Origin of the sequence: Flavobacterium aquidurense, from assembly GCF_002217195.1 — a bacterium.
Taxonomy (GTDB): domain Bacteria; phylum Bacteroidota; class Bacteroidia; order Flavobacteriales; family Flavobacteriaceae; genus Flavobacterium; species Flavobacterium frigidimaris.
Genome location: NZ_MUGR01000024.1, coordinates 22,331 through 47,016, shown reverse-complemented (window position 1 = coordinate 47,016; position 24,686 = coordinate 22,331). Strand labels below are relative to the sequence as shown.

Here is a 24,686-nt window from a genome sequence, read left to right as displayed (position 1 = left end):
TTCCTAAAGTGAAAAACATTATCCGTTATCTATTCATAAGACCAACTAGTCAAATCTAGCTTTCTATATTAAAAATCGACATTATCATTGATAGGTTAAAAACACTTTCACATATTTTTCTAAAAAAAATCAGGAACAGATATTTATAAGTAAAAGAAGCTATGAAAAAAAGAATCTTACTTAAACCATCACAGATGCGAATGTTAATAGATAGAATAGGAATACCTCCTTGTTGCAAATCATTATCAACGAAAGGAGCAACAATAAGTGTTATTTACAACGAAGAATAAAAATAAAAAAGCCACTAATTGTGGCTTTTACTTCACTGTACTTACTCAGGAAAATATCTAGAGTAGGTACTTGTATCTCCCGTACTGTTTTGCACCAATACCAACTCTGTGTCGTTAATGGATTTTATTGTATAAGAGATTGGAACATAAGGCAGGTATACTTTCTTTGTAATTGTTAATGTATTTTTGTCCATTTCCCATGTACCAGAACTAATAGACCCTAAGCCGTAGCGGCTATAAAATTTGAATACACCACCTGATAAAAAGTAATTGACTCCCAAATAATCTTTACTATCATAATTATCATCATTAGTCCTGCTTTTCAGCACCCATCCCCATGCCATTTCACCAGCTAATAATTTGGAATTATCTGGAGTTGTCGGATTGGTTGGATTGGTCGGTGTGTTGAAAGAATTATCTGGATTTGTATCTAAATCGGCAGAATCACTTGAACATCCAATAAATAGTGAAGCAGTAAGCAAAACCATTGATACTATAAGTAGATTTTTTTTCATAGAATTTGTTTAAAATTTAATATTAAGAGTTTAAAGTTGGTTTTATCAATACTTCTAACCTCCGTAAGAATGATTAGATTATTGGCATTTATCTATTTCTTTGTTAACGAAGTGAAATAATTCGTCAGCGTAACTGTCAGGTAAATCATTATCCTCAATGACATTTCGAACTAATTGCGGTACATACATATATCTGCTGTTATTTACACGACTTAGTTCTCTCTGTTGGTTTGTTTCGTTGTTAATAGTTTTTACGTAAGAATATCTTTCGCAATAGTCTTGGATGATTTCTGTCTGCGCCCATGTTTTTAGCTCCTCTAGACTCTTCGTTTTTGGATGCTCTTGCCTGTATTCATTTTCGATACGAAGACTGTACATGTAGCCTCCAAAGCAAAGAATTGCAAATACAAGAGCAGAACCCCTTACGATAAATTTTAATGGATTATTCATTTTTTGTGTTTTTGGTTGATTTAAAATGCAGGCAAATATATGAATAAATCTCTTTATATAGAGTATCCGTATAAAGAGTTACATAATTTAAAGACATTCTTTTGATTTGCTCTATAAAAAGAGAGAAAAAATGGCTTCAAAAAATAACGAAGAGATTACGAAAGAAACAAAAAATGAAGAAATAATCTACTTAAAAAAAGTAGGCGAAAGATTAAAGTATTTCAGAAAAAAAGCAGGTTACACTAACTCTGAGTACTTTGCATACGAAAACAATATAAGTAGACCTCAATATGGAAAGTATGAAGCTGGTGCAAATATTCAATTAAATACACTTATAAGAATTCTAAAGTTGATGAATGTTACACTAGAAGAATTCTTCACAGGTTTCAATGAACATTAAAACTGTAACTTTTTTACATTATACTCTAGTGGTCATACAATTTCAACTAAAACATGAACAGTTTTACTGACTTTAAAATGTATCAAAAATAACAACTCTAAAATTGATACAATAAAACAAAATTCATTATCTTTGTTTCAACAAAAGCAAAGAACATGAAAACTGCAAAATATATTAGAGTTAGTACAACAGAACAGAATATTGACAGACAATTAACATCTGACCATAAACAATATATTGATAAGTGTAGTGGTTCGATTCCCTTCAACGAACGTCCTAACGCAATCAAGTTATTAAATGATATATCCAATCAAAAAATTGATACGCTAGTAGTTCATTCAATCGACAGATTAGGAAGAAATGCATTTGACATTCAAACAACATTAAATACCTTAAGTAATCTTAACATTAATGTATATGTAGAGAACATTGGTTTATACTCAATGATTGACAACAAATCCAATCCTATCTTTAAAATGATAACTGATGTTTTAAGTAATGTGGCAGAAATGGAAAGAGTATCTTTACTAGAAAGACAAAAAGAAGGTATCTTAATTGCTAAAGCAAAAGGAACTTATAAAGGGAGACAATTAAACACTAGTGAAACACCTCAACAATTTTTATCAAAGTACAATCAATCTCATTTGGAATTAATAAAAGATAAAAATTATTCAATTAGAAAACTGGCATCGATTACGAATTTATCAAATAACACTATTCTCAAGATTAGAAAAATGTTATTGTAAATAAATTCAGCATTCAATATTGTAAGAAAAAATATTCTATATATTTGATTAAAACAAAATCATGAATAGAATTATACTTATTGGAAACGGATTTGATTTAGCTCATGGAATGAAAACAAGCTACAATGACTTCATCTCTTATTATTGGTTTAAAGTAATAGCAGATATCAAGTTAAATAAAGAGGAATCATTTGAAAATTCAGAAATTAAGTTAACTCGATTACCAAAACCTGTATATTTTTCTTCAATTGTTAAATTCGAGGAATTAAATACTACTTTAACCATACATGGAAGTGAACTAAAATTTAAAAATAAATTTCTAGAACACATCAACGATAAAAAACAAATTCAAAATTGGGTCGATATAGAAAATGAATATTATTTACTTTTAAAAGAATCATTTAAGGATGAAAAATGTACATATAAAATTTCTCAACTAAATTCGGATTTTACTGAGGTACAAAAATTATTAGAATCCTATTTAAAAGACGTTGAAAACCATTTTAACGAGAGCTTTGATAAAAGTGACATTGATAAAAATATAAAAAAATCTATTGCATATAAAATTTATTCTGATTTTAAATTACGAGATTTTACCGAAGCATCTATCAACAAGTTAGTTGAAATAGAATATCAAAAAATAAAAGATGACCTTAAAGGTATTAAAACTGGAAACATTCGTATCGAAGATTTAAGTGAAGAAAAGCAAGCTATAATTTCTCCTATAGGAAAAAATGACCCTTTAGAAAACATAAGAAAAAGACTACTTAACGATTCTATTACAGATTACATTAACCTACAACCAGACGAAATTTTATTCTTGAACTTCAATTACACTTTTACGGAAAGATTATATTATAGTATGAGTTGGTACGACCTTCCACGAAACGTAAATAAAAAACTAGAGAAAAGTACAATTCACATTCATGGAACTACAGATAGTAGAGATAATAATAATGTCATCTTCGGCTTTGGAGACGAAATAGACGAAGATTACAAATCAATTGAAAATCTAAATGACAATACTTATCTTGAAAATATCAAATCTATTAAATATTTGGAAACCGACAACTACAAAAAACTATTAGAGTTTTTAAACAGTGGCGATTACCAAATATTCATTTTTGGACATTCTTGCGGAAATTCAGACCGAACACTCTTAAGCACACTTTTTGAACATAAAAATTGTGTCTCTATAAAACCATTCTATTACAAAAGGGTAGATGATGATAATTATAGTGAAATTGTAAGAAACATAACAAGGAATTTTAGTAATAAAGCTGTTTTGAGAGACAAGGTCGTAAATAAAGAATACTGTGAACCTCTAACATAAAATTCTCTATTGATGATAACAAAAGGAACATGGTACATTTTAGGAAATGGTATCTATTTCGAAGAAAATGAAATAGAATTACTGCCATACCTAAAGATAAGAAAAATAAATAAATTATCTGTATTTGAATTGGCGGGATTAGGAGCAAAAGGTTTTAAACAATGGTCATTAGTTGAGCCTTTTTGTTATTTACAAAATACATTTGAAATCGTTAGTTCCGAAAATGAATCCACTTTTGGCTATGACATTTTAAACAGAGCTTGGCTAGTAAATACACTATTTGTCTTACGAAATAAAACGTCGATAAATTCAGTTGCATTGCTGAATCGCTCTTGGAACAATTTAAAAGACCCTGAAAATATCCAAGCAGGGCTTTGTGATTATCATGTCAATATGATTCAACTAAAAACTCTGCAAGAAATCAAAATTGAAAATACAGATATCGATTGGATTAAAAAGCATTTTGAAGTAGCAAATACTTTAGCTTATAAATATGAAAAATTCAGGTATTCTATAGAAGTAATAAATTCTTGGAGGTATTGTGTAGATATTAAAAGTGCTATTGCAATTATTTGGGCTGCAATTGAAAGCATAGTTGATGTTTCAACAGAAATTACTTATCGATTATCATTAAGTATATCATCCTTACTACGTGAAAGAGGTGAAGAAAGAGTACTAAAATTTAAAGAAATCAAAAGCCTATATGGCTTGCGTTCTAAAGTTGTTCATGGCTCTAATATTAAGGAAACTGAAACTGAAAAAGCATTAGTCGGCTCTTTTAGTTTACTTGCTGAATTAGTTATTTTCATGATTGAAAACAACAAAATGATTAATGATGAAGACTTTCAAACAGCTATTTTTAAATAGAATATTCATTGATATTAAGTGATGATTATTAATCACCAACATATCTATCAAAACTTATTAAAATGGAAATAAAAGATTACTTTATAATTATTTTGGGCGTATTAGGATGGATTTGGGCAATAACTCAATTCATTCTAAATAGAAAATATCAAAAATCTGACAAAGCTTTGGATAAAAGATTTGAAGTATATTCAAACTTTATGAATAAGGTCGACGAGATGAGTAAGTCAATGAGAAATGACCCAAAAATGACTTATGGCATTTCTTCTGAAATTATGACAGAAATACTAACAGGTGACGAAGAAAGGACAAATAGAGCATTAATAAAGTTCAATCAAGATTTGCTAGAATTCACAAAAAGCTCTCTTCAACCTATGATGATTATGAATCAGGAATTAAACAAATTGAGATTAGTCGCTAGTGAAAAATTATTGCCTAAAATTGATGAGTATAAAATTTTAGTAGATGATTTTACAGATGAATTTCAAACTGTTTTAAGTAAATTATCTTTATCTGATAGTATTGATTATACAGGCGAACAATTACAAAGTCTTAACCATGAAGAAAGAGGAAAAAAGATGGGTGACCTATGGAAAGTAATTGAAAAATTAATGAGAGACGAAATTGATTACTACAAAAAATAACACTCAAAAACACTAACATGAATAAGTAAAAGAATTTCTAATTTACCTTAGAAATAAAGAACATTTACATATATTTGCCATTCAAATTATAAATGTTCTAAGACAACACTGCTGGTAGCAAATTTCACCATTATTACAGGAATAAGGAGTGACGAAATGGAGTGACGAAAACAGCTGAAAACGTATCAAAACGGAATTAGGCTTTTTAAAAAGCCTACTACTAAACACGATACAAATAATTACCGTGTCTAATATTAGGATTCATAACCCTGAGGTCACGGGTTCAACTCCCGTCCTCGCTACATAAAAACAAAACCCTAATCATCAATTGATTAGGGTTTTTTTATTGTAGTTTTGTTTAAAGAAACTTCATAAAAACATCTAAAATATCTAAAAAAGAAGAAACAATGGATATAGTTAAATTTAAAATCACATCAAAAACGATAAAAGTAGAAGTACGCAATTCGAATAATTATGTTTTTAATTTTAATACTGCTTTAGAAATTGAAAAAGAAGACAGAGATGTTTTATTGAAACTTTACAATGCATTGGACATTCTTTTTAAGAAAGAAACTCCTAGTGAAGTAAAAAACTATATCTCACCCAACCAAACCAATATCCTTGATCAGATTTCTGCAGTTGATGGTATAGACGAAGAGAAATAGAATTTGGTATAGCTTTTATATTTCTAGTCAATAAATTATACGAAAAATTGTACTTTTGATCAAACATATAAAAAGCAGCTCTTTTTATCTCATAAAAAATAGTGTTTGATTTAAAACTAATACCATGACAAATCAATTCGAAGATATCATCAAGAAAGCCTATGCTGCGTTTAACGAAAGAAACATTGACAACGCCTTATCGACAATGCAAAATGATGTGCAATGGTCAAAAGCCTGGGAAGGCGGCTACATAAGCGGTCATGATGAAATCAAAGAATACTGGACAAGACAATGGACGGAAATCAACCCAAAAGTAGAACCTGTTGGTTTTGATGAAAGAGAAAACGGAAGCCTGGAAGTTAAGGTGCATCAAAATGTAAAAGATTTACAAGGCAGTTTAATCTTTGACGGACTGGTAAAGCATATTTATACTTTTCAGGACGGATTGATCAAAACTATGGACATTGAACCGGTAGAAAATAACTAATTTTGTATTCATCAGAAAAAACAAAATCATGTCAATAAAACAAGAATCCGAATTAATAGGAATGCAAAAGGCAAGTGAAGCTGTAGCTTTTACTTTGAAAGAAATGAGAAACTTTGCCAAAGCAGGAATGACAACAAAGGAACTAGACGATTATGGCGGAAAAATCCTGAACGATTTAGGCGCAAAATCGGCACCTTATTTAACGTATGGTTTTCCGGGATGGACTTGCATTAGTGTAAACAATGAATTTTGTCATGGTATTCCGTCAGATAAAAGAATTCTTAACGAAGGTGATTTAATCAACATTGATGTTTCGGCAGAACTTGACGGTTTTTGGTCAGATAATGGAGGTTCATTTGTAATTGGTGAAGATGTAAACGGACATCAAAAATTGGTTGATGCATCAAAAGATATTTTACAAAAAGCAATAGATAATATAAAAGGCGGAGTAAAGATTTCTGAAATAGGATATCTTATCGAAACTGAAGCTAAAAAAAGAGGCTACAAAGTAATCAAAAATCTGGGAGGACATGGTATTGGCAGAAGCCTGCACGAACAACCGGATGAATTATTAAATTATAAAAACCGATTTGATCAAAGACGTTTTAAAAAGGATTCGGTTGTAGCCATCGAAACTTTTATCTCAACCTCATCTTCTCTTGCCGTAGAACTTAATGACGGCTGGACAATGGTAGGTAATAAAGGCGGCCATATGGCCCAACACGAACATACGATTGTGGTTACGAACGGTAAACCAATTATTTTGACCGAAATGAACGGAATCTGGAACTAACAGATTTTAAAACGACATAAAAAAGCAAACCCTTAAATACTATTATTTAAGGGTTTTGTTGTTTTACTTGTCTACCGCTTTTTGCAATTGTGCAGGATATCGATCTCCTTGTATCGTGGTTTGAGCAAAAGCATCATCAATGTTTTTAATATCTTCGACAGATAATTTAATCGAAGCTCCACCAATATTTTCTGTTAATCGGTGTGATTTTGTTGTTCCCGGAATTGGTGCAATCCACGGTTTTTGCGCCAATAACCAACCTAATGCAATTTGCGCAGGAGTTGCTTGTTTTTGAGAAGCAATGGCAGATAGTAAATCAACTAATTTTTGATTGGCTTTTCTGTTTTCTTCACTAAAACGAGGTAAGTTATTCCTAAAATCGGTCGCTTCAAAACTGGTGCTTTCTGTAATTGCTCCGGTTAGAAATCCTCTTCCTAAAGGGCTAAAGGGTACAAAACCAATCCCTAATTCTTCGAGTGTTGGTAAAATTTCTAGTTCAGGTTCTCTCCACCAAATCGAATATTCACTTTGTAAAGCAGATACAGGCTGAACAGCATGCGCTTTTCGAATAGAGGACACACCCGCTTCAGACATTCCAAAGTATTTTACTTTTCCTTCTTGTATCAGATCTTTCACTGTTCCGGCAACATCTTCAATTGGTACATTTTGATCTACTCGGTGTTGATAAAACAAATCAATAACATCCGTTTTCATACGTCTTAAAGATTCTTCGGCCACAGCCCTGATATTTTCAGGTCGGCTATCTTGTCCGTTAAACGCCTGTCCGTCTTTAAAACCAAATTTAGTAGCGATAACCACTTCTTTTCTAAACGGGCTTAAAGCTTCTCCTACCAATTCTTCGTTGGCAATACCATACGCTTCGGCAGTATCAAAAAAGGTAATTCCCTGTTCGTAGGCTTCTCTAATTATTTTTATAGCATGCTGTTTCTCTATTTGGGCACCATAAGCAAAACTTAATCCCATACAACCCAATCCCAGTGCAGAAACTTCTAAACCCTGAGTTCCTAATATTCTCTTTTCCATAATTTTATTTTTAAAAATAGTGATCTGATGTGTTTAGTAACATTTTTAATACTACAAATTTCCTCCAATAATCTCAGTTGCCTATAATACATATTACTGCTATTATAACCATTTTTACTGATTTGCATAATCACGCTAAGTTATTAAAAATCTGAGTAGTATATTTGTGTATATAATTTCACAGACGCATCATGGATCCTATTATAAAACTCGAAAAAGTGACACAATACAATCAATTGAAAGATGTTGAAACCCAGCATCCTTTAATAAGTGTTTTTGATAATTCTAATAGTAAAGCACTGCCGAATCATACCCGAATACATTTTAATTTTTATGCTATATTTTTAAAAGCGGGAAATTGCGGTGAACTAAAATACGGGCGTAACAATTACGATTATGATGATGGTACAATGGTTTTTGTAGCACCGGGACAAGTACTCGAGGTTAATAATACAGATAATTATAAATCTACGGGCTTAACATTACTTTTTCATCCTGATTTGATAAGAGGGACTTCACTGGCAAAAAACATAAATCAATATTCTTTCTTCTCTTATGACTCGCATGAAGCGCTGCATTTATCTTTGAAAGAACAGCAGATTATAAAAGATTTATTCAGTAAATTACAATATGAATTAAGCCAGTCTATCGATAAACATAGCAAAAGCATCATCAGTAATAACATAGAGTTGTTGCTCAATTATTGTGTTCGCTTTTATGACAGACAATTTATCACGAGGGAAAATATCAATACTGATGTTTTATCGAAATTTGAAAATTTGCTAAACGAATATTTTTTATCTGAAATTGCAAAAGATTCGGGATTGCCTTCTGTTGGCTATTTTGCAGATCATCTGCATCTTTCTGCTAATTATTTTGGCGATTTAATTAAAAAAGAAACAGGCAAATCTGCACAGGAACACATTCAGTTAAAATTAATTACCTTAGCTAAAGAACGCATTTTTGACGCGGATAAATCTGTTAGTCAAATCGCATTTGAACTGGGTTTTAAATATCCACAGCATTTTAACCGAATGTTTAAAAAGAATACCGGATACACACCTATCGAATACCGAAATTTAAACTAAAAATCGACTAACCAGATTTTATAAACCAAAAGAATGCTTGATAACTTTCCTTTTTATTTAGGCCTTTTAATTGTTATTTTATTGCTGATTATGCTGGCCAATAAAATAAAAGTAGCCTATCCAATATTATTGGTATTGGCGGGATTGGCTATTAGTTTTATCCCAAAAGTTCCCTTAATACAAATCGAACCTGATCTTATCTTCTTTATCTTTCTGCCGCCATTATTGTATGAAGCGGCGTGGACAGTTTCCTGGAAAGAAATGTGGCGCTGGCGACGCATTATTACCAGTTTTGCCTTTGTCGTTGTTTTTGTCTCGGCTCTATCTGTAGCATTAGTTGCTAATTATATCATACCCGGATTTTCATTAGCATTGGGTTTTGTCTTGGGCGGAATTGTATCTCCTCCGGATGCAGTAAGTGCCGGTGCTATTTTGAAATTTGTAAAAGTACCCAAAACTATTTCATCGATTTTAGAGGGAGAAAGTTTACTCAATGATGCTTCTTCGTTGATTATTTTTAGGTTTGCGATGATTGCGGTAGCGACAGAGCAATTTATATTTTATAAAGCTGCAGTAAGTTTTAGCTGGATGATTATTGGCGGCGTTGGAATTGGTTTATTAATTGGATGGCTTTTTATGAAAGCGCATAAATATTTGCCTACGGATGCCAATGTAGATATTGTTTTGTCATTACTTACCCCGTATATTATTTATCTGGCTGCCGAAGAAGTTCATAGTTCCGGTGTATTGGCCGTGGTATGTGGCGGATTACTATTGTCTAATAACCGACACCGATTTTTGAGCAGCAGATCTCGTTTACAAGGTGTAAATGTTTGGCAAAGTCTTACTTTTATCCTCAATGGTTTTGTGTTTATGCTGATTGGCCTGGATCTTCCGCAAATTACAAACGGACTTAAAGTCGAGGCTGTTAGCATTTCGTCGGCAATTGGTTATGGCGTTCTGATAACATTTGTTTTAATTATCAGTAGGATCTTATCTTCTTACGGTGCTGTCCTTGTGACGCTTATTGCACGAAATTTTATTACTGTTGCCGATAGCAGGAATCCCGGCTACAAAACTCCGTTTATATTAGGATGGACGGGAATGAGAGGCGTAGTATCATTGGCCGCTGCCTTATCTATACCTGTTTATTTGGATAATGGAAACGGTTTTCCGCAGCGAAATCTTATTTTGTTTATCACCTTTATTGTTATTCTTTTAACGCTGGTCATTCAGGGACTTACATTACCTTATTTCATAAAAAAAATCAATCTTACAGATGTTTATGATCCTCTGCCAAAAGAAGAAGTTCATAATAACCTGCGTCACGAATTAGCCGAATTTGCTTTAGATTATCTTAAAACCAATTATAGCGATCAGATCGAAAATAATACTTCGCTACAACATCTTATTCACAAATGGGAACAATACAGTAATGGCATTGATGATGAAGCAATAGGCCAGGAACTTAAAGTAATTTATCTCGATTTATTAAATAAGCAAAGACAATGGCTGATCAGTAAAAACAAAGAAGATCAAACGCTGGATGAAACCATCATTAGACGCCAAATGCATTATTTAGATATTGAGGAGGAAAAATTGCGTTACCTTTAAAAGACATTTATTAAAGTGTTAACTACTAAACGCGACCCTTGATATCCGGAATTTTCTCCGTCAGGTTTTTCCAGTATCGTTTTGGCATATGCTGCAAATGAAGCTTTGTATTTTTTCTGGATTCAATATTGACACTCTTGAAATAATTGCGCCATAAATCCTGAAAAAGTTCTTCGCCCTCATCGCTTATTTCGGCTAAAAATTTAGAAGAATTAGTTTCAGTATTAAATTGTAATGCTACAGTCGAAACACTTTTAAGATCATAATAAATACCATATTTACGTTTGGCATCATAAATTAACCAGCGCTGATCAGCGTAACGGCTTTTAAAATGATTTTCTATAAGGGGCAAAACATTGCAATCCGGTTCGACGATTGCATAATACAATTGGTCTTTTGTTAATTGAAACCTGACGAATGCCTCCATTCGATGTGCTTCTTTTCCTGTTAGTCGAATGGCTTTTCGAAGTTCTAAAACATCATTATTGCCAAAATCATCCTCTACATTTACTGGACTTAACAATACATATTGTATATATCGAAACATGATTTCTTCGACCTTATTGGTTTCAGATAAAAAGGCATTATACAAACCCTGAAATCCATTTTTCGAAAGACGCTTTTGTAATCCGCTTAAAACGCGCTTTACTTTTACCTCATCGGTAATCACGATATGATTGGTTGAAAAAAGCAAATCGGCAGAAGCTTCGTTTTGGGCAAAAACAATATCCTTCAATTTATATTCATAAATTTCGAATACGGCCGTAACCCAACCTTCATAAGTTCCATCGTAAATTATCTGTGTCATTCTAATTTTATTCCGTAATTGTGATTACTTCGTCTATTCGTTTGCTCGATATTAAACACATAGAAACATAGATTTTATATATGAAGAAGGATACAAAAAAAGAAATATATTTCTTTCACATAGCTATATGCGTTCTAATCAAGTGAAACGCCTTTATTTAATAATCAAAGGCTATGTTTCTATGCATTAAAAATTACTCCCATTGCATTTAATTAACTAAAATAAAGCAAGTTGATTCGAAAAGTCATTCTTGTATTTACTTTTTTGTGTATCTAAAATATGATTCTTGATTTGAATAGAAGTTAAATCCTTTTGTAATTGAAATGGCGTTGCAAATGCCAGAAAATATTTGGCACGCGTGTAGGCTATTCCTAATTTTTGTAAATCCTGAGGAACCAGTTTTTTAAACTTTCTTGCAGCGACAATTTTTTTGGCACTCAAAAACCCGATACCCGGAATACGCTTAATGAGTTCAAGATCTGCCGTATTGACATCAACCGGAAACTGGTTCATATTGCGCAATGCCCATCCTAATTTGGGGTCGATATCAAGATCCAGATTAGGCTGATCGAAACCCACAATTTCATTTACATTAAATCCGTACAGCCGAATCAGCCAATCGGCCTGATACAAACGGTTTTCACGAATCATAGGAACCGGAGTTCCTATTGCAGGAAGCCTCGTGTCATAACTTATGGGAACATATCCCGAATAATAAACACGTCGCATGTTCATCTGATCATAAAAATAATTGGCCATTCCCAGAATTTCCATATCATTTTCCTGGGTTGCACCAATCACCATTTGCGTACTTTGCCCTGCCGGAGCAAAAATTGGCGCTTTGTAGTTGTGTTTTTTTTCTTCCTTATGACCAACGATTTCATTTTTCAGATATTCCATTGGTTTGATCACGTCGATATGATTTTTATCGGGCGCTAATAATTTCAGGCTTTTCTCTGTTGGCATTTCTACATTTACGCTCAAACGATCGGCGTACATTCCGGCTTGTTGCAGTAATTCATCGCTTGCTCCGGGAATGGCTTTAAGATGTATATAGCCATTAAAATTTTCTTCTAATCGTAATTTCTTGGCAATCCTCACCAAACGTTCCATCGTATAATCCGGATTATCAAAGATTCCGGAACTCAAAAATAAACCTTCGATATAATTTCTTCTGTAAAAACCAATCGTAAGATCGACCACTTCCTGCACGGTAAAAGCGGCACGTTTTACATCATTACTTTTTCGGCTTACGCAATACGCGCAGTCAAAAATGCAATGATTGGTGAGTAAAATTTTCAGCAACGAAACACAACGCCCATCTTCGGTATACGAATGGCAAATACCGTATCCTTTTGCATTTCCTAATCCGTTATCCTTATTTTTTCGATTACTTTGACTTGATGAACATGAAACATCATATTTCGCAGCATCAGCCAAAATCGACAACTTCTCCATCACTCTTTCAAGTACCATTTTGAGCCTTTTTTTGTGGTTAAAAAACTAAATTTGTTTCACCTCAAAACTACTCTTTTATGATGCAAAAAATCTGAAATTGGTTGTTCTAAATTGTATCAAAATTCAGCAATAGAACTACAACTATTTGATTATGTGACTATAATCCAATTTTCCCTTCAACCCAATAAGCCTGGGTATAGATTTTTTTATTGAGAACACCTTTTTCTTTTAAGACTTTTCTAAACGCCTGAATAGACTTTGCATTTCCCATTAAATAAAATTGTCCGTGTTGCCATAAATCCCAAATTTTAGCATCTAATTTATTCAGTGTTTCTATTGCAAATTCAGCTTTGTTGGCAGACTTTGGAACAATATCAACCGAAAAACCTAACTTATCAGCAACTTCCATATCATCAGGATCCAGTTCTAAAATACCGAGGTAATTATTTTCATTAGCATTTATTTCATCCTTAAAACTTTTAAAAACACTAATACAGGTTTCATCTCCATAAAAAAACTGGTATTTTTCTTCTTTTTTAAAAAACTCAAAACCTCGCGGCATTCCCACCGTTATTTGATCATCAGGCTTTAGGTTTTCGAAGAAATAACTTCCCGGACCATTTTTATGAATATGAAAAATAACTTCAAATGTTCCTTTTTCGCTATTCCATTTACTGGGTGTATAATTGCGGTAATTGGTATCATCAATCCTGATAATTATGGCCTGGCCAATTTTAAAATTGATGTGCGGAAAATGACCTTTGAACCTGATTCTCTTTATATTTTGGCTCAGCATTTTAGTATCGGTAACTTTTACTTTGCAAATTTTACTGCTAAAGGCAAGTTCCATAAAATCTCCAATAATTTTAGGCATCGAATTCATAATGATATGTTTTAATTTCAATGCAAAATTGAAACTAAAACCTAAAAAACAGATTGCAGAAGAAATAGGGATGATTGGACTATTCGCGGAATTTTAACCTAAAGACTAAAGGGGTTTCGCCGGTTATTTTCTTGAATAATCTCGAAAAATAAGTATGGTCTTCATAGCCTAGCATAAAAGCGATCTCTTTTACATCATATTCTGTATAATACAAAAATCGCTGTGCCTCTAAAATCATCGCATTTTGCAACCAATACGTAACGGATTTACCTGTCGAAGCATTAACACAATAATTTAAGTGTGAAGTAGTAATATTTAGCTTTTTAGCAAAAAAAGACGGGCTTTCTAAAAAGGTAGCATCAGAAATTAATTGTTTAAAATTAGAATAAATCAGCATCGATTGATTTTTAAGTTCTGATACCGAAGTATTGGAAGCTGAATAAATATTGACAAAACGGTAAACCAAAGCATTAAAAAGACCATTGACAATAGCGGTTTTATTCGAAATCGCTTTTTCGAAAGAACTATGTAATAGCATAACAGTTTGCAAAAGATCCTTCTTCTCGAGTTTATCAATTTTATTGAACTGATCTGTAATTTTCAGGTTCTCAAAAACAGCTGCACAATCATTCGGAATTAAAAATGGGGCGACACTAATATAGTATCCAGCTGCATCGGGTGAAACCATTTTTGGCGCATGAATCTGAAAAGGTTTAACTATTGCAATACTTAACGCACTTGCTTTTACCTCTATCATGTCACATTCCATGATCATTTTTCCTTTGGTCAATAGAAATAAAATATAAAAATCATCGCGATGCGTTCCTAATTTATTTATGGATTCTGAATCTACTCCCAATAAAGATAATTCGGCGATATAAATACCACCAACTGCTTCTGAACTCTGATTATAAACAGGAATTTTCAAATTGTACTTTTTGGAGTTATCAATAACACGTAAATTCTAAACGATAAGGTTTGTACAAACTTAGAAAATTAATCCTAAAATGATTATCTCTGTCAAGTAATCTATTTTTAAAAAGCAAAATCCCTTTAACCATCAACTGATTAAAGGGATTTTATCATTTTAAAAGAATAAACAAGCTTAGAAAGTCACAAATTTTACTCCCAGACTAAACCATCTTGAAGGAAGAGGCACTGCTCCTACTTCATAATAAGTCGTATTGAAAATGTTTTGCGCATCGACATAAACCGTTACTTTTTTGATTGCCTGACTTACTCTAAAATCATTTACCCAATATGACGGACCTGTAACTCTCTGACTAAAACGGGTAGCAAATAATGCCGTAAAATTTTTATGCTGAAAATCTATCGTATTGGTTATCTGGTGTTCTAATGACGAAACCAGATACTTAGAATAAACTACCGGAATAACATCCTGAAATTTGAAATCTAAATAAGAATATGCCAAATTGATATTTAATCTTGAATTTGCAGAAAAGTGCGTACTATAATTGGTGCGCAAATTAAAACCGTTTGTATTCAGATTGCCATAGTTGTTACTTTGATAAGGTTCAGTAGTAACATTTCTTGTCCAGTCTATAAAATTGTTGATTTTTCTATAGAAATAATTGGCATTAAAAGTAAACTCTCTTTTGATGTATTTGAATCCCACTTCGCTCTGAAAAGCATTTTCAGTTTCGAGATTAGGATTTCCGATATTTCCCGGACGCTGGTTCAGGTACAAATCTGTAAAAGAAGGAATACGCTGGCTGGTTCCAATATTTCCGATGATCTTAAAGGCATCTGTTATGGCATAACTCGCATCAAGCCCCGGATAAACCTGCCACTTATAATCTGAATTATAATTGACATAGGCTCCTAAATTTACATCAAGTTTCTCGATAAAAGTCGTTCGGTACTGTAGGTAAATTCCATAATTCTCTCGATTATGATCTCCAATATTAGATGAACTGATATCTTCACTTCTTGCTTCTGCACCAAATCCTAATTCGCCATTTTCCATCTTATACGATGAATTAACTTCTACAGCAAATGAATTGGTATAATGCTGGCTTCTTCCCGCGTTGAGGTTCGAAATTCCGTAGTAACGATAATCATCATAATTATATCGGTAACTCAATCTTGGCATTAACGTCCATTTTTCGGATAATAAATGTTTCGATTGTACAGATGCAAAAGTAGTCTGCACAACCTCACTTGAATTCTTATCGCCCGGTGCGGCATAAAATCCGTTAGCACCAAAACCGTTATTTATATAACCGAACGAGCTTAAAATCTCGTTTTTATCATTGAGCTGATAATTACCCTGATAGAATATTTTATTATTTTCGAAAGCGGTATTGTATCGGTATCCGTTGCTTTTGTCATGAGAAGCAAAAAGCGAATGCTGTTGTTTCTCTTTACTCAAAACTCCTCCCACCTGAATTCCGGTACCATAAAATGTATCTCCGGTATCCTGCGTATCTTTTTCAAAATTAGAACCTGCATAAGAATTCACAAGAAATCCTGACTTCGTTGGTTTTTTGGTAATAATATTGATCGCTCCCGTCAGACTGTTAATTCCGTAAGTAAGCGCTGCCGGACCACGAATAATTTCGATTCTCTCGATAACCTCAACCGGAATAGGCAGGTTCAGCATATTATGGGCCGTTTGGGAATCGATAATTTTTGTTCCGTTTAAAAGCACAACGGTTTGTTCGAAACTTCCGCCATCGACACTTACATCTGCCTGACTCCCAAAAGGACCTCTTTGCCTTAGATCAACGCCATTGGCATATTGCAGGATTTCCTGAACAGATCGTCCCGGAAGTTTTGCAATTGTTGCTTTATCAATTACATATACATTTCTGTTTTTCTTGGATATTGGCGTACTAAATCGGTTTTCATGAATGATTACTTCATCAATATTAATGGTATCTTTTTGCACCTGAGCCTGTAAACTAACACTAAATAAGGTCAGTGCAGCAAAATAAAGTTTTGTCATTTGTTTTAATTTTTTGCAAAAGTAGTATCTTGCCGTACTACTAATGTGTACCAGTTTTATAAAAATGGATAGTCCGGTTCAAATTCCTTTCAAAAGTTTCATTCAGCTTAAGCCTGAGGAAGCTACTGCTTTATACCTGCAAATTGTTTTTGAATTTATTAAAGCAATTCAGATTGGCTTACTTCCAGAGGGTACAAAACTTCCGGGAACCCGCATATTATGCAAATTATTAGCCGTAAACAGAAATACACTCATCAAAGCTTTTCAGGATCTTGAACTGCAAGGATGGATCGAAATCCTGCCCAATAAGGGAACTTTTATTCTATCTGAAAAACAACTGAAAAATAAAGCTGAATTTACTTCTATAGCAAGTCAAAATTCATCAAAAGCCATTATCGGTTTTACTTTTAAGCATTCTACCATTCTCGAAAACCCAAAAGAAACAAGTGATTTGCCTTATCAGTTCAATGATGGTTTACCGGATCTACGATTGGTTCAGACCGATGTTCTGGCACGACTTTATGTTTCTAAACTAAAAAGACAAAAGAGCACTAAAACATGGGAACAAATTCAGGCGGATTCTCATTTGAATTTTAAAACCCAGTTTTCTAATTTTTTAAACCTGACGCGCGGGATTCGCATTTCAATATCAAATTTACTTACGACGAGCAGTCATGAAATAAGCTTATATCTGGTAACAAAATTATTGATTTCACCAGGAGATAAAGTTGTCGTGGCTTCTCCGGGTTACTATATTTCGAACATGACATTGTCTGATAGCGGAGCTCAAATTATAACTATACCGGTTGACAAAGACGGCATCAATACGGAACATTTAAAACAAATTTGCGAAGAACATCAGATCCGGATCTTGTATTTGACATCCAATTATCATTACCCAACAACAACTTCACTCAGTGCAAAAAGACGAATGGAAGTTCTGGAACTGGCCAATCGCTACGGATTTGTGATTATAGAAGACGATTACGATTTTGATTTTCATTACGATAACAATCCCGTGTTGCCTCTTGCAGCCTTAGATTCAAACGAAAGAGTGGTTTACATCGGATCATTTGGGCGGTCATTACCGGCGGGTTTTGGTTATGGTTTTATTGCTGCTCCATCCGCCTTTATAAAAGAACTCGAAAAGCATCAGAATATTCTCGAACCGGGAATCGATGTCATCAAAGAACAAGTTCTGACTGAATGGATCCGGGAAGGTGAAGTACATCGTCTTTCGAAAAAAAACAAAAAAATATACAAAGAGCGCAGGGATTATTTTGTTTTATTACTGAAGGAAAAATTAAGAGGAAAAATTAAGTTTAAGGTGCCTCTTCGGGGTTTGGCTATTTGGGTAGAATGGCTGGATAATTTTAATTTGATAAAGCTTCAGAAACAATGTGCCTCAAATGGATTATTTTTACCGAAGACCATTTTATATCAAACCAGAGATCTTACCGCTACCCGATTAGGTTTTGGGCATTTAGATGAAACAGAAATGGAAAATGCAATCGAAATTTTACGTCAATCACTTGATGCTATTATAGCAATTCGTTGAATGCCATTTCTAAAAACAAAAAAACTTCAATAAAATAGTATATGGAAATAGAACAAATTCTTGATCAAATATACCTCTTGCCGGAAACTTCAAAACTGATACTTCAAAACTGTGTGACTGAAATAAATTATCCGAAAGGGCATATTTTATTAAAAGCGGATAAAATTGAAAGCAACATTTATTTTATTCGGAAAGGAATTGCGAGAGCTTATTCTAATCGGGATGACAATGAAGTTACTTTCTGGTTTGGCAAGGAAGGAGACACAGTTTTATCCATGAAAAGCTATGTTGCCCATCAGAAAGGATATGAAGATATTGAACTTCTGGAAGCCTGTGAATTGTATGAATTGAAATCTGAAAAGCTGCAAAAGCTATTTGAGGAAGATATCCATATTGCCAATTGGGGAAGAAAGTTTGCCGAAAAAGAGCTGGTAATAACAGAAGAACGGCTTATCTCCCGTCAGTTTCGTACTGCTACTGAACGCTATGCAGAACTCCTTAACGATTATCCTCATTTGATTCAGCGTGTTCAATTAGGGCATATTGCTTCGTATCTGGGTATTTCTCAAGTGAGTCTAAGCAGAATTCGCGCTGATATCAAATAATTTTCATTTTTTAACAAATGTAAAATTACTAACGAATTCCTTTTCTAACCTTTGTCAAAAAAAGATATGAACTGGATTATTTTGATTATCGCCGGCTTATTTGAAGTTGGCTTTACTTTGTGTTTGGGAAAAGCTAAAGAAGCAACCGGAAACGAAATGTATATGTGGTATACGGGTTTTCTTGTCTCTCTGGTTATTAGTATGGGACTTTTAATGAAAGCGACACAAACTTTACCTCTTGGAACTGCTTATGCCGTATGGACAGGTATTGGTGCTGTAGGAACTGTAATCATTGGAATTTTAATCTTTAAAGACCCAACGAATTTCTGGCGTCTGTTTTTTATTGCAACTCTTATTGGTTCTATTGTAGGTTTAAAAGCAGTATCTCACTAATAAAAAAAACTCTATCATTTTAAAGTAAAATAATGACGAAAAAGCGGATTAGCACTGACTAATTCGCTTTTTTTTATTTCCTTTTAATTAAAAATCAGGTATTTATACGCAATACCATCATTATTAAAAAAACGATTTTTGTTTTCAAAATGTGAAAAACCGTAAGTCAATCTCAATACACTCTTTTAAATTAGCAAGACATTTAATTCAAAATAATTCTTTAGACCTTTTAAACCTAAAAAGATAGATCATGAAAAATCTTTGGTGTTGGCGTTGTAAAATGGAAGTTCCTATGCTTGATGAAGAGGAATATAAAATAGCATCCAAATTATATCGCAATGGTTTTGAAACGGGAAAATGCAGCATGACAAGAAAGAAACGTTTCAAAGACTTACTTGATTATTACAAAGATTTAACAGGATTTGAAGAAACAAATCCTAATGCTATCATGCATCACAGAATTGAATTATACGGATCAGCATGCGAAAATTGTTCTAAACCTTACCGAACTCCCAAAGCTTCTTTTTGCGCCGCATGCGGAAATAAAAAAGATACCAGCCTGATTAACTATTCTGAAAGTTTAAAAAAAACAGCACCAAAATGGTGGCAAAAATTATTAGTTTTAAATAGAGCAGATTAAAAATTAATAACTTTATTTTTAAAGGTCACCACTAGCAACAACCTCTTTTTTTATACCACGAAGAAACAATCCCGCGTTAAATCAACACCAAATATAATTTCCTTACAGTTTTACTTGTGAAGACTCCTACTCCTTCCTATCAAAGATTGTGTTTATAGTAAAAGCAAATAGCTGATTATTTCTTCAATGTCAAAAATGCGTTAAAAAACTTTTCGGATAGCAGTTTTTCAACAATAAAAAATACTTTTGTAAGAAAGGAAAAATAAGGTTTTATCAGCAACCGGAAAACATAATGGTATGGATTACGAAAAATTCATCTTCTGCCTCGAAGGTGTTCCAGACGTAGACGATGACAGAGAAACTCTAGTAGTCAAAAACCTGGAAGAAATTGCTATTGATCAGGGTATTGCCAGTATTTATAAAACCTGCGATACGATTGAAGGCCTGGAAGAAAGCCTGAATGTGCTACTTTATGAAGATCATAATTTTAAAGATTATGAAATCATTTATCTGGTAATGCCGGGTGAAGCCAATACGATATGCCTTCATGATTATTACTATAGTTTAGAAGAAATAGCGGAACTTTTTGAAGGAAAAATGAAAGGAAAAATTATACATTTTGCAAATTTAAAAGTTCTGGACCTCAACAACGAAGAGGCGCAATATTTTCTGGATATCACTGGCGCGCGGGCGATCTCAGGTTATGGATCTACCTATAATAAAATTGCAAGCTGCAGCACTATAGATAAAGCTTTTTTTAGCCTGTATCAGGACAATGACGACATTACCGAAGTGGTCGAAGAATTGTACCAAAAACATTATGCTTTATGCAAATTACTCGATTTTAGATTGTATTATTAATACCATGAAAAGCAAGACAGTCGAAAAGGTAAAAACTTATGAAGCAAAAGGATTCCGGGAGAAATTTTTGGGCGAGGATAATCCTGTACATTTGCTTTTTAAATCCAATTCAGATCACTTTTTTTGTTTACAAATGGATGAAATAATGGGTTTACAATATCCCGTTCCTCCTTCTAAACACAGTTGCCATACTTTGCTTTTTATTACATCTGGCAGTCATACCATGAAAGTAGGATACCAGGAATATCAAACTGTTTCTAATGAAGTTATTGTGGTACCGGCGGGTCAGGTTTTTTCAATAAAAAACATTAATAACTCCCATACCGGTTATGTGTGCCAATTTCATCCTGATATTTTAATTGGAAAATATGCCAATCGTGAAATATTGAATGATTTTGATTTTTTAAAAATATCCGGAAATCCAAAAGTTAGTTTATCAGCCAATGATGCAGCATCCATTATCACGATTTTGAATCGGCTGCAAACAGAGTATTCAGAAACTGAAACCGCCAATCTCAATATTGTACAGGCGTATTTGATTGCCCTGTTTTATGAAATGAATAAAAATACGGTAAAAGCTGCTAAAAACCTCTCGGCAGCAGAAATTCTTACCAGTAAATTCAGAGAATTAATTCATCAGAATATCAAAACCTACCATCAGGTTAATTATTATGCCTCTTTACTCAATGTGACACCCAATCATTTAAACAAATCTGTTAAGGCTGTCACAAACAAAACTGCTGCTTCATGGATTGACGAAACCATTTTATTAGAGGCTAAATATTTACTCTTTCAAACGTCACTTTCTATAAGCGAAATTGCCATGCAGGTAGGACATGAGGATCATTCTTACTTTAGTCGTTTTTTCAAAAAAAATGAAGGCATGACCCCTATTCAATACCGAAAATTGATTGATAAGTCCTAATTATTGCTTGCAAAATCCTATCAACTCAAAAAGCATTTGTTGAAATTTGCCGTGTAAAAAATAGCAAATTATGATTTATGTTTTTAAAACTTCCGTTGATACAAAATCGAAATTAGAGTTCGCCAGTTCACTACTTGACGAATTGTTACCAAACGCTTTATGGAATTTTGATCTTGAAGATTGTGATAATATTTTAAGGATTGACTGCGACTCTGAAGTAAACGAAATGGTGTTAAAAAACGAAGTCTTCGATTGTGTCGAATTAGAATAAATTGCTCTTAAAAATCTTCTTTCAAACCTCAACTTATTAATATGGAAGCTGCACTGCACCAGAACAAAACTTTTGACACTATTGATTATTCTGATCAGAAGTTGTCTGACAACGAATTTATAAACTGCGAATTCATCAATTGTAATTTCTCTAAAAGTGATTTCAGTTATATCGATTTTTTAGACTGTACGTTCAAAAACTGCAATCTTTCGCTTTCTGTCTTAAAAGGTACAGGCCTAAAAAACATCAATTTTATGGGTTGTAAATTAATGGGACTTGATTTTAGTGCCAGTAACAGCTTCTTGTTTTCAATGAATTTTCAGGATTGCCTTCTGGATTACTCCACTTTTATTTATAAAAAACTGAAGAAAACCAACTTCATTGATTGCTCTCTTAAAGATGTCGATTTCTCGAATAGTGATTTGTCTTTGGCTGTTTTTAAAAACTGTGACCTTGCCAATGCTACTTTTCAGGATTGTATTTTGGAGAAAACAGATTTTCGTTCTTCCAGAAATTACACTTTTGATCCTTCAGAAAATAAAATTAAAGGAACAAAAGTTTCGCATGCGGCGCTTGCCGGTTTGCTGGAAAAATTTGATTTCAATATTGAATAAGAATTCTGCTAAAATGGCACACGGATTTTTACAGATCTAAACGGATTTCATTTTTGCTAAAACCTTTATCGAAGTTGTGAATAGTATTGATACTCAATAACAGCATTTAGTTGTATAAAAAAAGGGATACAGTTTTTTGAACTGCATCCCTTTTTAACTAACTCTATAAAAATTTCTTATTTAATCCAACGAGGATCTCCAATTGCATTATCTTTTAAATTTTGATTACCAATTGTAAAATCACCTGCTGCAGCATTTGTAAACTGTGGATTTACAGAAACTCCCGTAGCATCAACTTTATTTAAAGGAATCGTTGCGTCCATAAAACCTGGTGCATTGCTATAATAGGTCATACTAAATCCTGGTGCTGTCGTAGTCGCCTGATTGGTATAAATTGCAGTAGTCTCAGCAATCAAAGTATTGCTTACTGTTGAGGTATTAGCACTAAAACGAAGGTACAATATTCTTTTTGGTGCTGCTGTAGTAGACACTTTGTACAAAGTACATTTATCAATTAATACATTCGTATTTAAACCTGTACCAGAGAAACCACCGTTAGCTGGCAAAACAGCATCAACCCTAACAAAATCACGAGCTGTTGAACAGTTATTAAATGTGCTGTTTTTAAGAATGATTTCAGCAACATATGTATTTCTGAAATCAACAAAATCTGCACCTACATTTGTATTCACATTTGTAACAATACTATTGTCTACTACAAAAGATTTTACTTTTGTATTGCTTGCATTTGCAGAGATTAAAGCACGTGAATAATCATGAACTCTACAACCGCTTATCAAAATATCATTGTATATACTTGAAGCTCCGCTAACAGTCAGAAGTGATGCATTGGTAATTCCTGTACCATCTAAATCTAAATCTATCAAACTTACAGCAGAAGCCCCCGCAGCCGCAGTAAAAGTTACGTTTACTAATGGTCTGGCATATCTTTTAGCTCCTCTAATGGTAACTGGCTTGGTTAATACTATATCACCAACATAGGCTTTATAACTTCCAGGCATTAAGTATAGTTTTGCACCTGGCGCTGCCTGAGTTATGATTGCATTTAAATTATCTTCAGGATTAACTACGGTACCTGTACTTAGATCAACAGCAGAGGTAAATACTGCTGTCCCTCTTGTTTTAGTTCCATTCAATAAAGTAGCCGTATAAGCTGTATCACCCGTAAGTCCTGTTATAGTAGCAACTCCGGCAATTTTTTCCGCAGGAGTTATCGTGTGCGTAATATTTCCCGGAACTACAGTAATTTGAGTAACATTGCTCTCTGGAATCCATCTTAAAATAGCCACTTTTGAATCAATATCAGCATCCTGAATAGCATACATTATCTGTTCAGATGCAGTAGTAGCTGTGGTAACCGACCATTTAGAATCTGCAATACCAGCAGCACTTACAGCTTTTACTCTTATAGAATAAGTAGTTTCTCCTTCTAGCTGTACTGTTAATGGCAATTGAGATGCCGTAACTTGTAATGTTTTATAAATCACTTTAAAATCCGGATCATCTGCACTAAATTCTACTACATAATGATCTGCAGTTTCATCTTCTTTAAAAGTCCAATTTAATTCAACTGCAGTTTTGTTTCTAATGATGGCTTTAAAGCCAATTGGAGAAAATTCTCTTGTATTTCCTATATTGTCTAATAGCTCTTCGTTATAACTTTCGCAACCTGAAACTCCAATTGCAAGAAGTATTGTGGCTATTAATCCTATAAATATATATTTTGTTTTCATCATAATAACTTA

General features: G+C 33.3%; 27 protein-coding genes. 18 read left to right on the top strand and 9 right to left on the bottom strand.

The window, feature by feature from the left end; all coding sequences use genetic code 11:
* Positions 1-331 precede the first annotated feature (331 nt).
* Together B0A67_RS12520 and B0A67_RS12515 are read right to left on the bottom strand one after the other, a co-directional pair.
* A complete protein-coding gene (locus B0A67_RS12520) occupies positions 332-805 on the bottom strand; it encodes a hypothetical protein (protein WP_072958875.1) in 474 nt (157 codons plus the stop codon).
* Positions 806-883: 78 nt separating this feature from the next.
* The gene (locus B0A67_RS12515) at positions 884-1,255 is read right to left on the bottom strand and encodes a hypothetical protein (protein WP_072958870.1); all 372 of its coding nucleotides are present in this window, start codon (positions 1,253-1,255) and stop codon (positions 884-886) included.
* A gap of 130 nt (positions 1,256-1,385) precedes the next feature.
* Here B0A67_RS12515 and B0A67_RS12510 point away from each other — a divergent pair, with 130 nt between their 5' ends.
* The 8 genes from B0A67_RS12510 (at position 1,386) to map (ending at position 7,190) form a co-directional block, all read left to right on the top strand.
* Positions 1,386-1,655 (top strand): helix-turn-helix domain-containing protein, encoded by a 270-nt coding sequence (locus B0A67_RS12510; protein WP_072958867.1) that lies wholly within the window; start codon positions 1,386-1,388, stop codon positions 1,653-1,655.
* A gap of 155 nt (positions 1,656-1,810) precedes the next feature.
* Complete coding sequence (locus B0A67_RS12505; protein ID WP_072958864.1) at positions 1,811-2,401, top strand: recombinase family protein; 591 nt, start codon at positions 1,811-1,813, stop codon at positions 2,399-2,401.
* A 61-nt stretch (positions 2,402-2,462) separates the two neighbouring features.
* Positions 2,463-3,734: an AbiH family protein gene (locus tag B0A67_RS12500; protein ID WP_072958861.1), complete on the top strand. Its 1,272-nt coding sequence runs from the start codon at positions 2,463-2,465 to the stop codon at positions 3,732-3,734.
* 12 nt (positions 3,735-3,746) lie between these two features.
* Positions 3,747-4,601 carry a HEPN domain-containing protein gene (locus tag B0A67_RS12495; RefSeq protein WP_072958859.1) on the top strand — a complete coding sequence of 285 codons (855 nt, stop codon included), beginning with the start codon at positions 3,747-3,749 and terminating at the stop codon, positions 4,599-4,601.
* Between the two features lie 62 nt (positions 4,602-4,663).
* Positions 4,664-5,245, top strand: a complete 582-nt coding sequence (locus tag B0A67_RS12490) for a hypothetical protein (RefSeq protein WP_072958856.1) — start codon at positions 4,664-4,666, stop codon at positions 5,243-5,245.
* A 407-nt stretch (positions 5,246-5,652) separates the two neighbouring features.
* A complete protein-coding gene (locus tag B0A67_RS12485) occupies positions 5,653-5,910 on the top strand; it encodes a hypothetical protein (RefSeq protein ID WP_072958853.1) in 258 nt (85 codons plus the stop codon).
* A gap of 124 nt (positions 5,911-6,034) precedes the next feature.
* Complete coding sequence (locus B0A67_RS12480; protein ID WP_072958849.1) at positions 6,035-6,397, top strand: nuclear transport factor 2 family protein; 363 nt, start codon at positions 6,035-6,037, stop codon at positions 6,395-6,397.
* A gap of 28 nt (positions 6,398-6,425) precedes the next feature.
* On the top strand, positions 6,426-7,190 hold the full coding sequence (gene map / locus B0A67_RS12475) for a type I methionyl aminopeptidase (protein ID WP_072958846.1): 765 nt from the start codon (positions 6,426-6,428) through the stop codon (positions 7,188-7,190).
* Between the two features lie 63 nt (positions 7,191-7,253).
* Here the strand turns inward: map and B0A67_RS12470 are convergent, their stop codons facing one another.
* Positions 7,254-8,234 carry an aldo/keto reductase gene (locus B0A67_RS12470; RefSeq protein WP_072958843.1) on the bottom strand — a complete coding sequence of 327 codons (981 nt, stop codon included), beginning with the start codon at positions 8,232-8,234 and terminating at the stop codon, positions 7,254-7,256.
* A 191-nt stretch (positions 8,235-8,425) separates the two neighbouring features.
* Between B0A67_RS12470 and B0A67_RS12465 the strand changes: the two genes are divergently transcribed.
* Together B0A67_RS12465 and B0A67_RS12460 are read left to right on the top strand one after the other, a co-directional pair.
* Entirely contained in the window at positions 8,426-9,322 is an 897-nt protein-coding gene (locus tag B0A67_RS12465; RefSeq protein ID WP_072958821.1) for a helix-turn-helix domain-containing protein, read from the top strand.
* Positions 9,323-9,355: 33 nt separating this feature from the next.
* The gene (locus tag B0A67_RS12460; RefSeq protein WP_072958818.1) at positions 9,356-10,936 is read left to right on the top strand and encodes a Na+/H+ antiporter; all 1,581 of its coding nucleotides are present in this window, start codon (positions 9,356-9,358) and stop codon (positions 10,934-10,936) included.
* A gap of 25 nt (positions 10,937-10,961) precedes the next feature.
* Here B0A67_RS12460 and B0A67_RS12455 read toward each other — a convergent pair whose 3' ends face one another.
* The 5 genes from B0A67_RS12455 to B0A67_RS12435 form a co-directional block, all read right to left on the bottom strand.
* Positions 10,962-11,744 (bottom strand): TIGR03915 family putative DNA repair protein, encoded by a 783-nt coding sequence (locus B0A67_RS12455; RefSeq protein ID WP_072958815.1) that lies wholly within the window; start codon positions 11,742-11,744, stop codon positions 10,962-10,964.
* A gap of 216 nt (positions 11,745-11,960) precedes the next feature.
* Complete coding sequence (locus B0A67_RS12450) at positions 11,961-13,220, bottom strand: putative DNA modification/repair radical SAM protein (RefSeq protein WP_072958812.1); 1,260 nt, start codon at positions 13,218-13,220, stop codon at positions 11,961-11,963.
* Between the two features lie 139 nt (positions 13,221-13,359).
* Positions 13,360-14,085, bottom strand: coding sequence for a siderophore-interacting protein (locus tag B0A67_RS12445; protein ID WP_072958809.1), 726 nt, complete (start codon positions 14,083-14,085; stop codon positions 13,360-13,362).
* Between the two features lie 79 nt (positions 14,086-14,164).
* Entirely contained in the window at positions 14,165-15,013 is an 849-nt protein-coding gene (locus tag B0A67_RS12440) for a helix-turn-helix domain-containing protein (protein ID WP_084074530.1), read from the bottom strand.
* A gap of 177 nt (positions 15,014-15,190) precedes the next feature.
* Positions 15,191-17,053 (bottom strand): TonB-dependent receptor plug domain-containing protein, encoded by a 1,863-nt coding sequence (locus B0A67_RS12435; RefSeq protein WP_072958802.1) that lies wholly within the window; start codon positions 17,051-17,053, stop codon positions 15,191-15,193.
* Between the two features lie 64 nt (positions 17,054-17,117).
* On the opposite strand from B0A67_RS12435, the gene B0A67_RS12430 reads away from it, so the two are divergent.
* From B0A67_RS12430 to B0A67_RS12395, 8 genes are all read left to right on the top strand, one after another.
* Positions 17,118-18,611, top strand: a complete 1,494-nt coding sequence (locus B0A67_RS12430) for an aminotransferase-like domain-containing protein (protein ID WP_072959338.1) — start codon at positions 17,118-17,120, stop codon at positions 18,609-18,611.
* A gap of 41 nt (positions 18,612-18,652) precedes the next feature.
* Complete coding sequence (locus B0A67_RS12425; protein ID WP_072958797.1) at positions 18,653-19,216, top strand: Crp/Fnr family transcriptional regulator; 564 nt, start codon at positions 18,653-18,655, stop codon at positions 19,214-19,216.
* A gap of 66 nt (positions 19,217-19,282) precedes the next feature.
* Positions 19,283-19,609, top strand: a complete 327-nt coding sequence (locus B0A67_RS12420; protein WP_072958793.1) for a DMT family transporter — start codon at positions 19,283-19,285, stop codon at positions 19,607-19,609.
* 250 nt (positions 19,610-19,859) lie between these two features.
* A complete protein-coding gene (locus tag B0A67_RS12415) occupies positions 19,860-20,249 on the top strand; it encodes a hypothetical protein (RefSeq protein WP_072958790.1) in 390 nt (129 codons plus the stop codon).
* A 297-nt stretch (positions 20,250-20,546) separates the two neighbouring features.
* The gene (locus B0A67_RS12410) at positions 20,547-21,110 is read left to right on the top strand and encodes a DUF6642 family protein (RefSeq protein ID WP_072958787.1); all 564 of its coding nucleotides are present in this window, start codon (positions 20,547-20,549) and stop codon (positions 21,108-21,110) included.
* Positions 21,111-21,114: 4 nt separating this feature from the next.
* Positions 21,115-22,035: a helix-turn-helix domain-containing protein gene (locus B0A67_RS12405; protein WP_072959334.1), complete on the top strand. Its 921-nt coding sequence runs from the start codon at positions 21,115-21,117 to the stop codon at positions 22,033-22,035.
* A 70-nt stretch (positions 22,036-22,105) separates the two neighbouring features.
* Complete coding sequence (locus B0A67_RS12400; protein ID WP_072958784.1) at positions 22,106-22,306, top strand: hypothetical protein; 201 nt, start codon at positions 22,106-22,108, stop codon at positions 22,304-22,306.
* A 41-nt stretch (positions 22,307-22,347) separates the two neighbouring features.
* The gene (locus B0A67_RS12395) at positions 22,348-22,920 is read left to right on the top strand and encodes a pentapeptide repeat-containing protein (protein ID WP_072958781.1); all 573 of its coding nucleotides are present in this window, start codon (positions 22,348-22,350) and stop codon (positions 22,918-22,920) included.
* A 176-nt stretch (positions 22,921-23,096) separates the two neighbouring features.
* Here the strand turns inward: B0A67_RS12395 and B0A67_RS12390 are convergent, their stop codons facing one another.
* Positions 23,097-24,677: a DUF5123 domain-containing protein gene (locus tag B0A67_RS12390; RefSeq protein WP_072958778.1), complete on the bottom strand. Its 1,581-nt coding sequence runs from the start codon at positions 24,675-24,677 to the stop codon at positions 23,097-23,099.
* Between the last annotated feature and the right edge of the window lie 9 nt (positions 24,678-24,686).

Excerpts from the sequence above, each read along its gene's own strand:
- B0A67_RS12410 (WP_072958787.1), top strand. The coding sequence starts at position 20,547 with ATGGATTACGAAAAATTCATCTTCTGCCTCGAAGGTGTTCCAGACGTA.
- B0A67_RS12505 (WP_072958864.1), top strand. The coding sequence starts at position 1,811 with ATGAAAACTGCAAAATATATTAGAGTTAGTACAACAGAACAGAATATT.
- map (WP_072958846.1), top strand. The coding sequence starts at position 6,426 with ATGTCAATAAAACAAGAATCCGAATTAATAGGAATGCAAAAGGCAAGT.
- B0A67_RS12485 (WP_072958853.1), top strand. The coding sequence starts at position 5,653 with ATGGATATAGTTAAATTTAAAATCACATCAAAAACGATAAAAGTAGAA.
- B0A67_RS12405 (WP_072959334.1), top strand. The coding sequence starts at position 21,115 with ATGAAAAGCAAGACAGTCGAAAAGGTAAAAACTTATGAAGCAAAAGGA.
- B0A67_RS12400 (WP_072958784.1), top strand. The coding sequence starts at position 22,106 with ATGATTTATGTTTTTAAAACTTCCGTTGATACAAAATCGAAATTAGAG.
- B0A67_RS12470 (WP_072958843.1), bottom strand. The coding sequence starts at position 8,234 with ATGGAAAAGAGAATATTAGGAACTCAGGGTTTAGAAGTTTCTGCACTG.
- B0A67_RS12415 (WP_072958790.1), top strand. The coding sequence starts at position 19,860 with ATGAAAAATCTTTGGTGTTGGCGTTGTAAAATGGAAGTTCCTATGCTT.
- B0A67_RS12500 (WP_072958861.1), top strand. The coding sequence starts at position 2,463 with ATGAATAGAATTATACTTATTGGAAACGGATTTGATTTAGCTCATGGA.
- B0A67_RS12495 (WP_072958859.1), top strand. The coding sequence starts at position 3,747 with ATGATAACAAAAGGAACATGGTACATTTTAGGAAATGGTATCTATTTC.
- B0A67_RS12460 (WP_072958818.1), top strand. The coding sequence starts at position 9,356 with ATGCTTGATAACTTTCCTTTTTATTTAGGCCTTTTAATTGTTATTTTA.
- B0A67_RS12515 (WP_072958870.1), bottom strand. The coding sequence starts at position 1,255 with ATGAATAATCCATTAAAATTTATCGTAAGGGGTTCTGCTCTTGTATTT.
- B0A67_RS12425 (WP_072958797.1), top strand. The coding sequence starts at position 18,653 with ATGGAAATAGAACAAATTCTTGATCAAATATACCTCTTGCCGGAAACT.
- B0A67_RS12445 (WP_072958809.1), bottom strand. The coding sequence starts at position 14,085 with ATGAATTCGATGCCTAAAATTATTGGAGATTTTATGGAACTTGCCTTT.
- B0A67_RS12490 (WP_072958856.1), top strand. The coding sequence starts at position 4,664 with ATGGAAATAAAAGATTACTTTATAATTATTTTGGGCGTATTAGGATGG.
- B0A67_RS12480 (WP_072958849.1), top strand. The coding sequence starts at position 6,035 with ATGACAAATCAATTCGAAGATATCATCAAGAAAGCCTATGCTGCGTTT.
- B0A67_RS12430 (WP_072959338.1), top strand. The coding sequence starts at position 17,118 with ATGGATAGTCCGGTTCAAATTCCTTTCAAAAGTTTCATTCAGCTTAAG.
- B0A67_RS12420 (WP_072958793.1), top strand. The coding sequence starts at position 19,283 with ATGAACTGGATTATTTTGATTATCGCCGGCTTATTTGAAGTTGGCTTT.
- B0A67_RS12510 (WP_072958867.1), top strand. The coding sequence starts at position 1,386 with ATGGCTTCAAAAAATAACGAAGAGATTACGAAAGAAACAAAAAATGAA.
- B0A67_RS12465 (WP_072958821.1), top strand. The coding sequence starts at position 8,426 with ATGGATCCTATTATAAAACTCGAAAAAGTGACACAATACAATCAATTG.
- B0A67_RS12520 (WP_072958875.1), bottom strand. The coding sequence starts at position 805 with ATGAAAAAAAATCTACTTATAGTATCAATGGTTTTGCTTACTGCTTCA.
- B0A67_RS12455 (WP_072958815.1), bottom strand. The coding sequence starts at position 11,744 with ATGACACAGATAATTTACGATGGAACTTATGAAGGTTGGGTTACGGCC.
- B0A67_RS12390 (WP_072958778.1), bottom strand. The coding sequence starts at position 24,677 with ATGATGAAAACAAAATATATATTTATAGGATTAATAGCCACAATACTT.
- B0A67_RS12435 (WP_072958802.1), bottom strand. The coding sequence starts at position 17,053 with ATGACAAAACTTTATTTTGCTGCACTGACCTTATTTAGTGTTAGTTTA.
- B0A67_RS12450 (WP_072958812.1), bottom strand. The coding sequence starts at position 13,220 with ATGGTACTTGAAAGAGTGATGGAGAAGTTGTCGATTTTGGCTGATGCT.
- B0A67_RS12395 (WP_072958781.1), top strand. The coding sequence starts at position 22,348 with ATGGAAGCTGCACTGCACCAGAACAAAACTTTTGACACTATTGATTAT.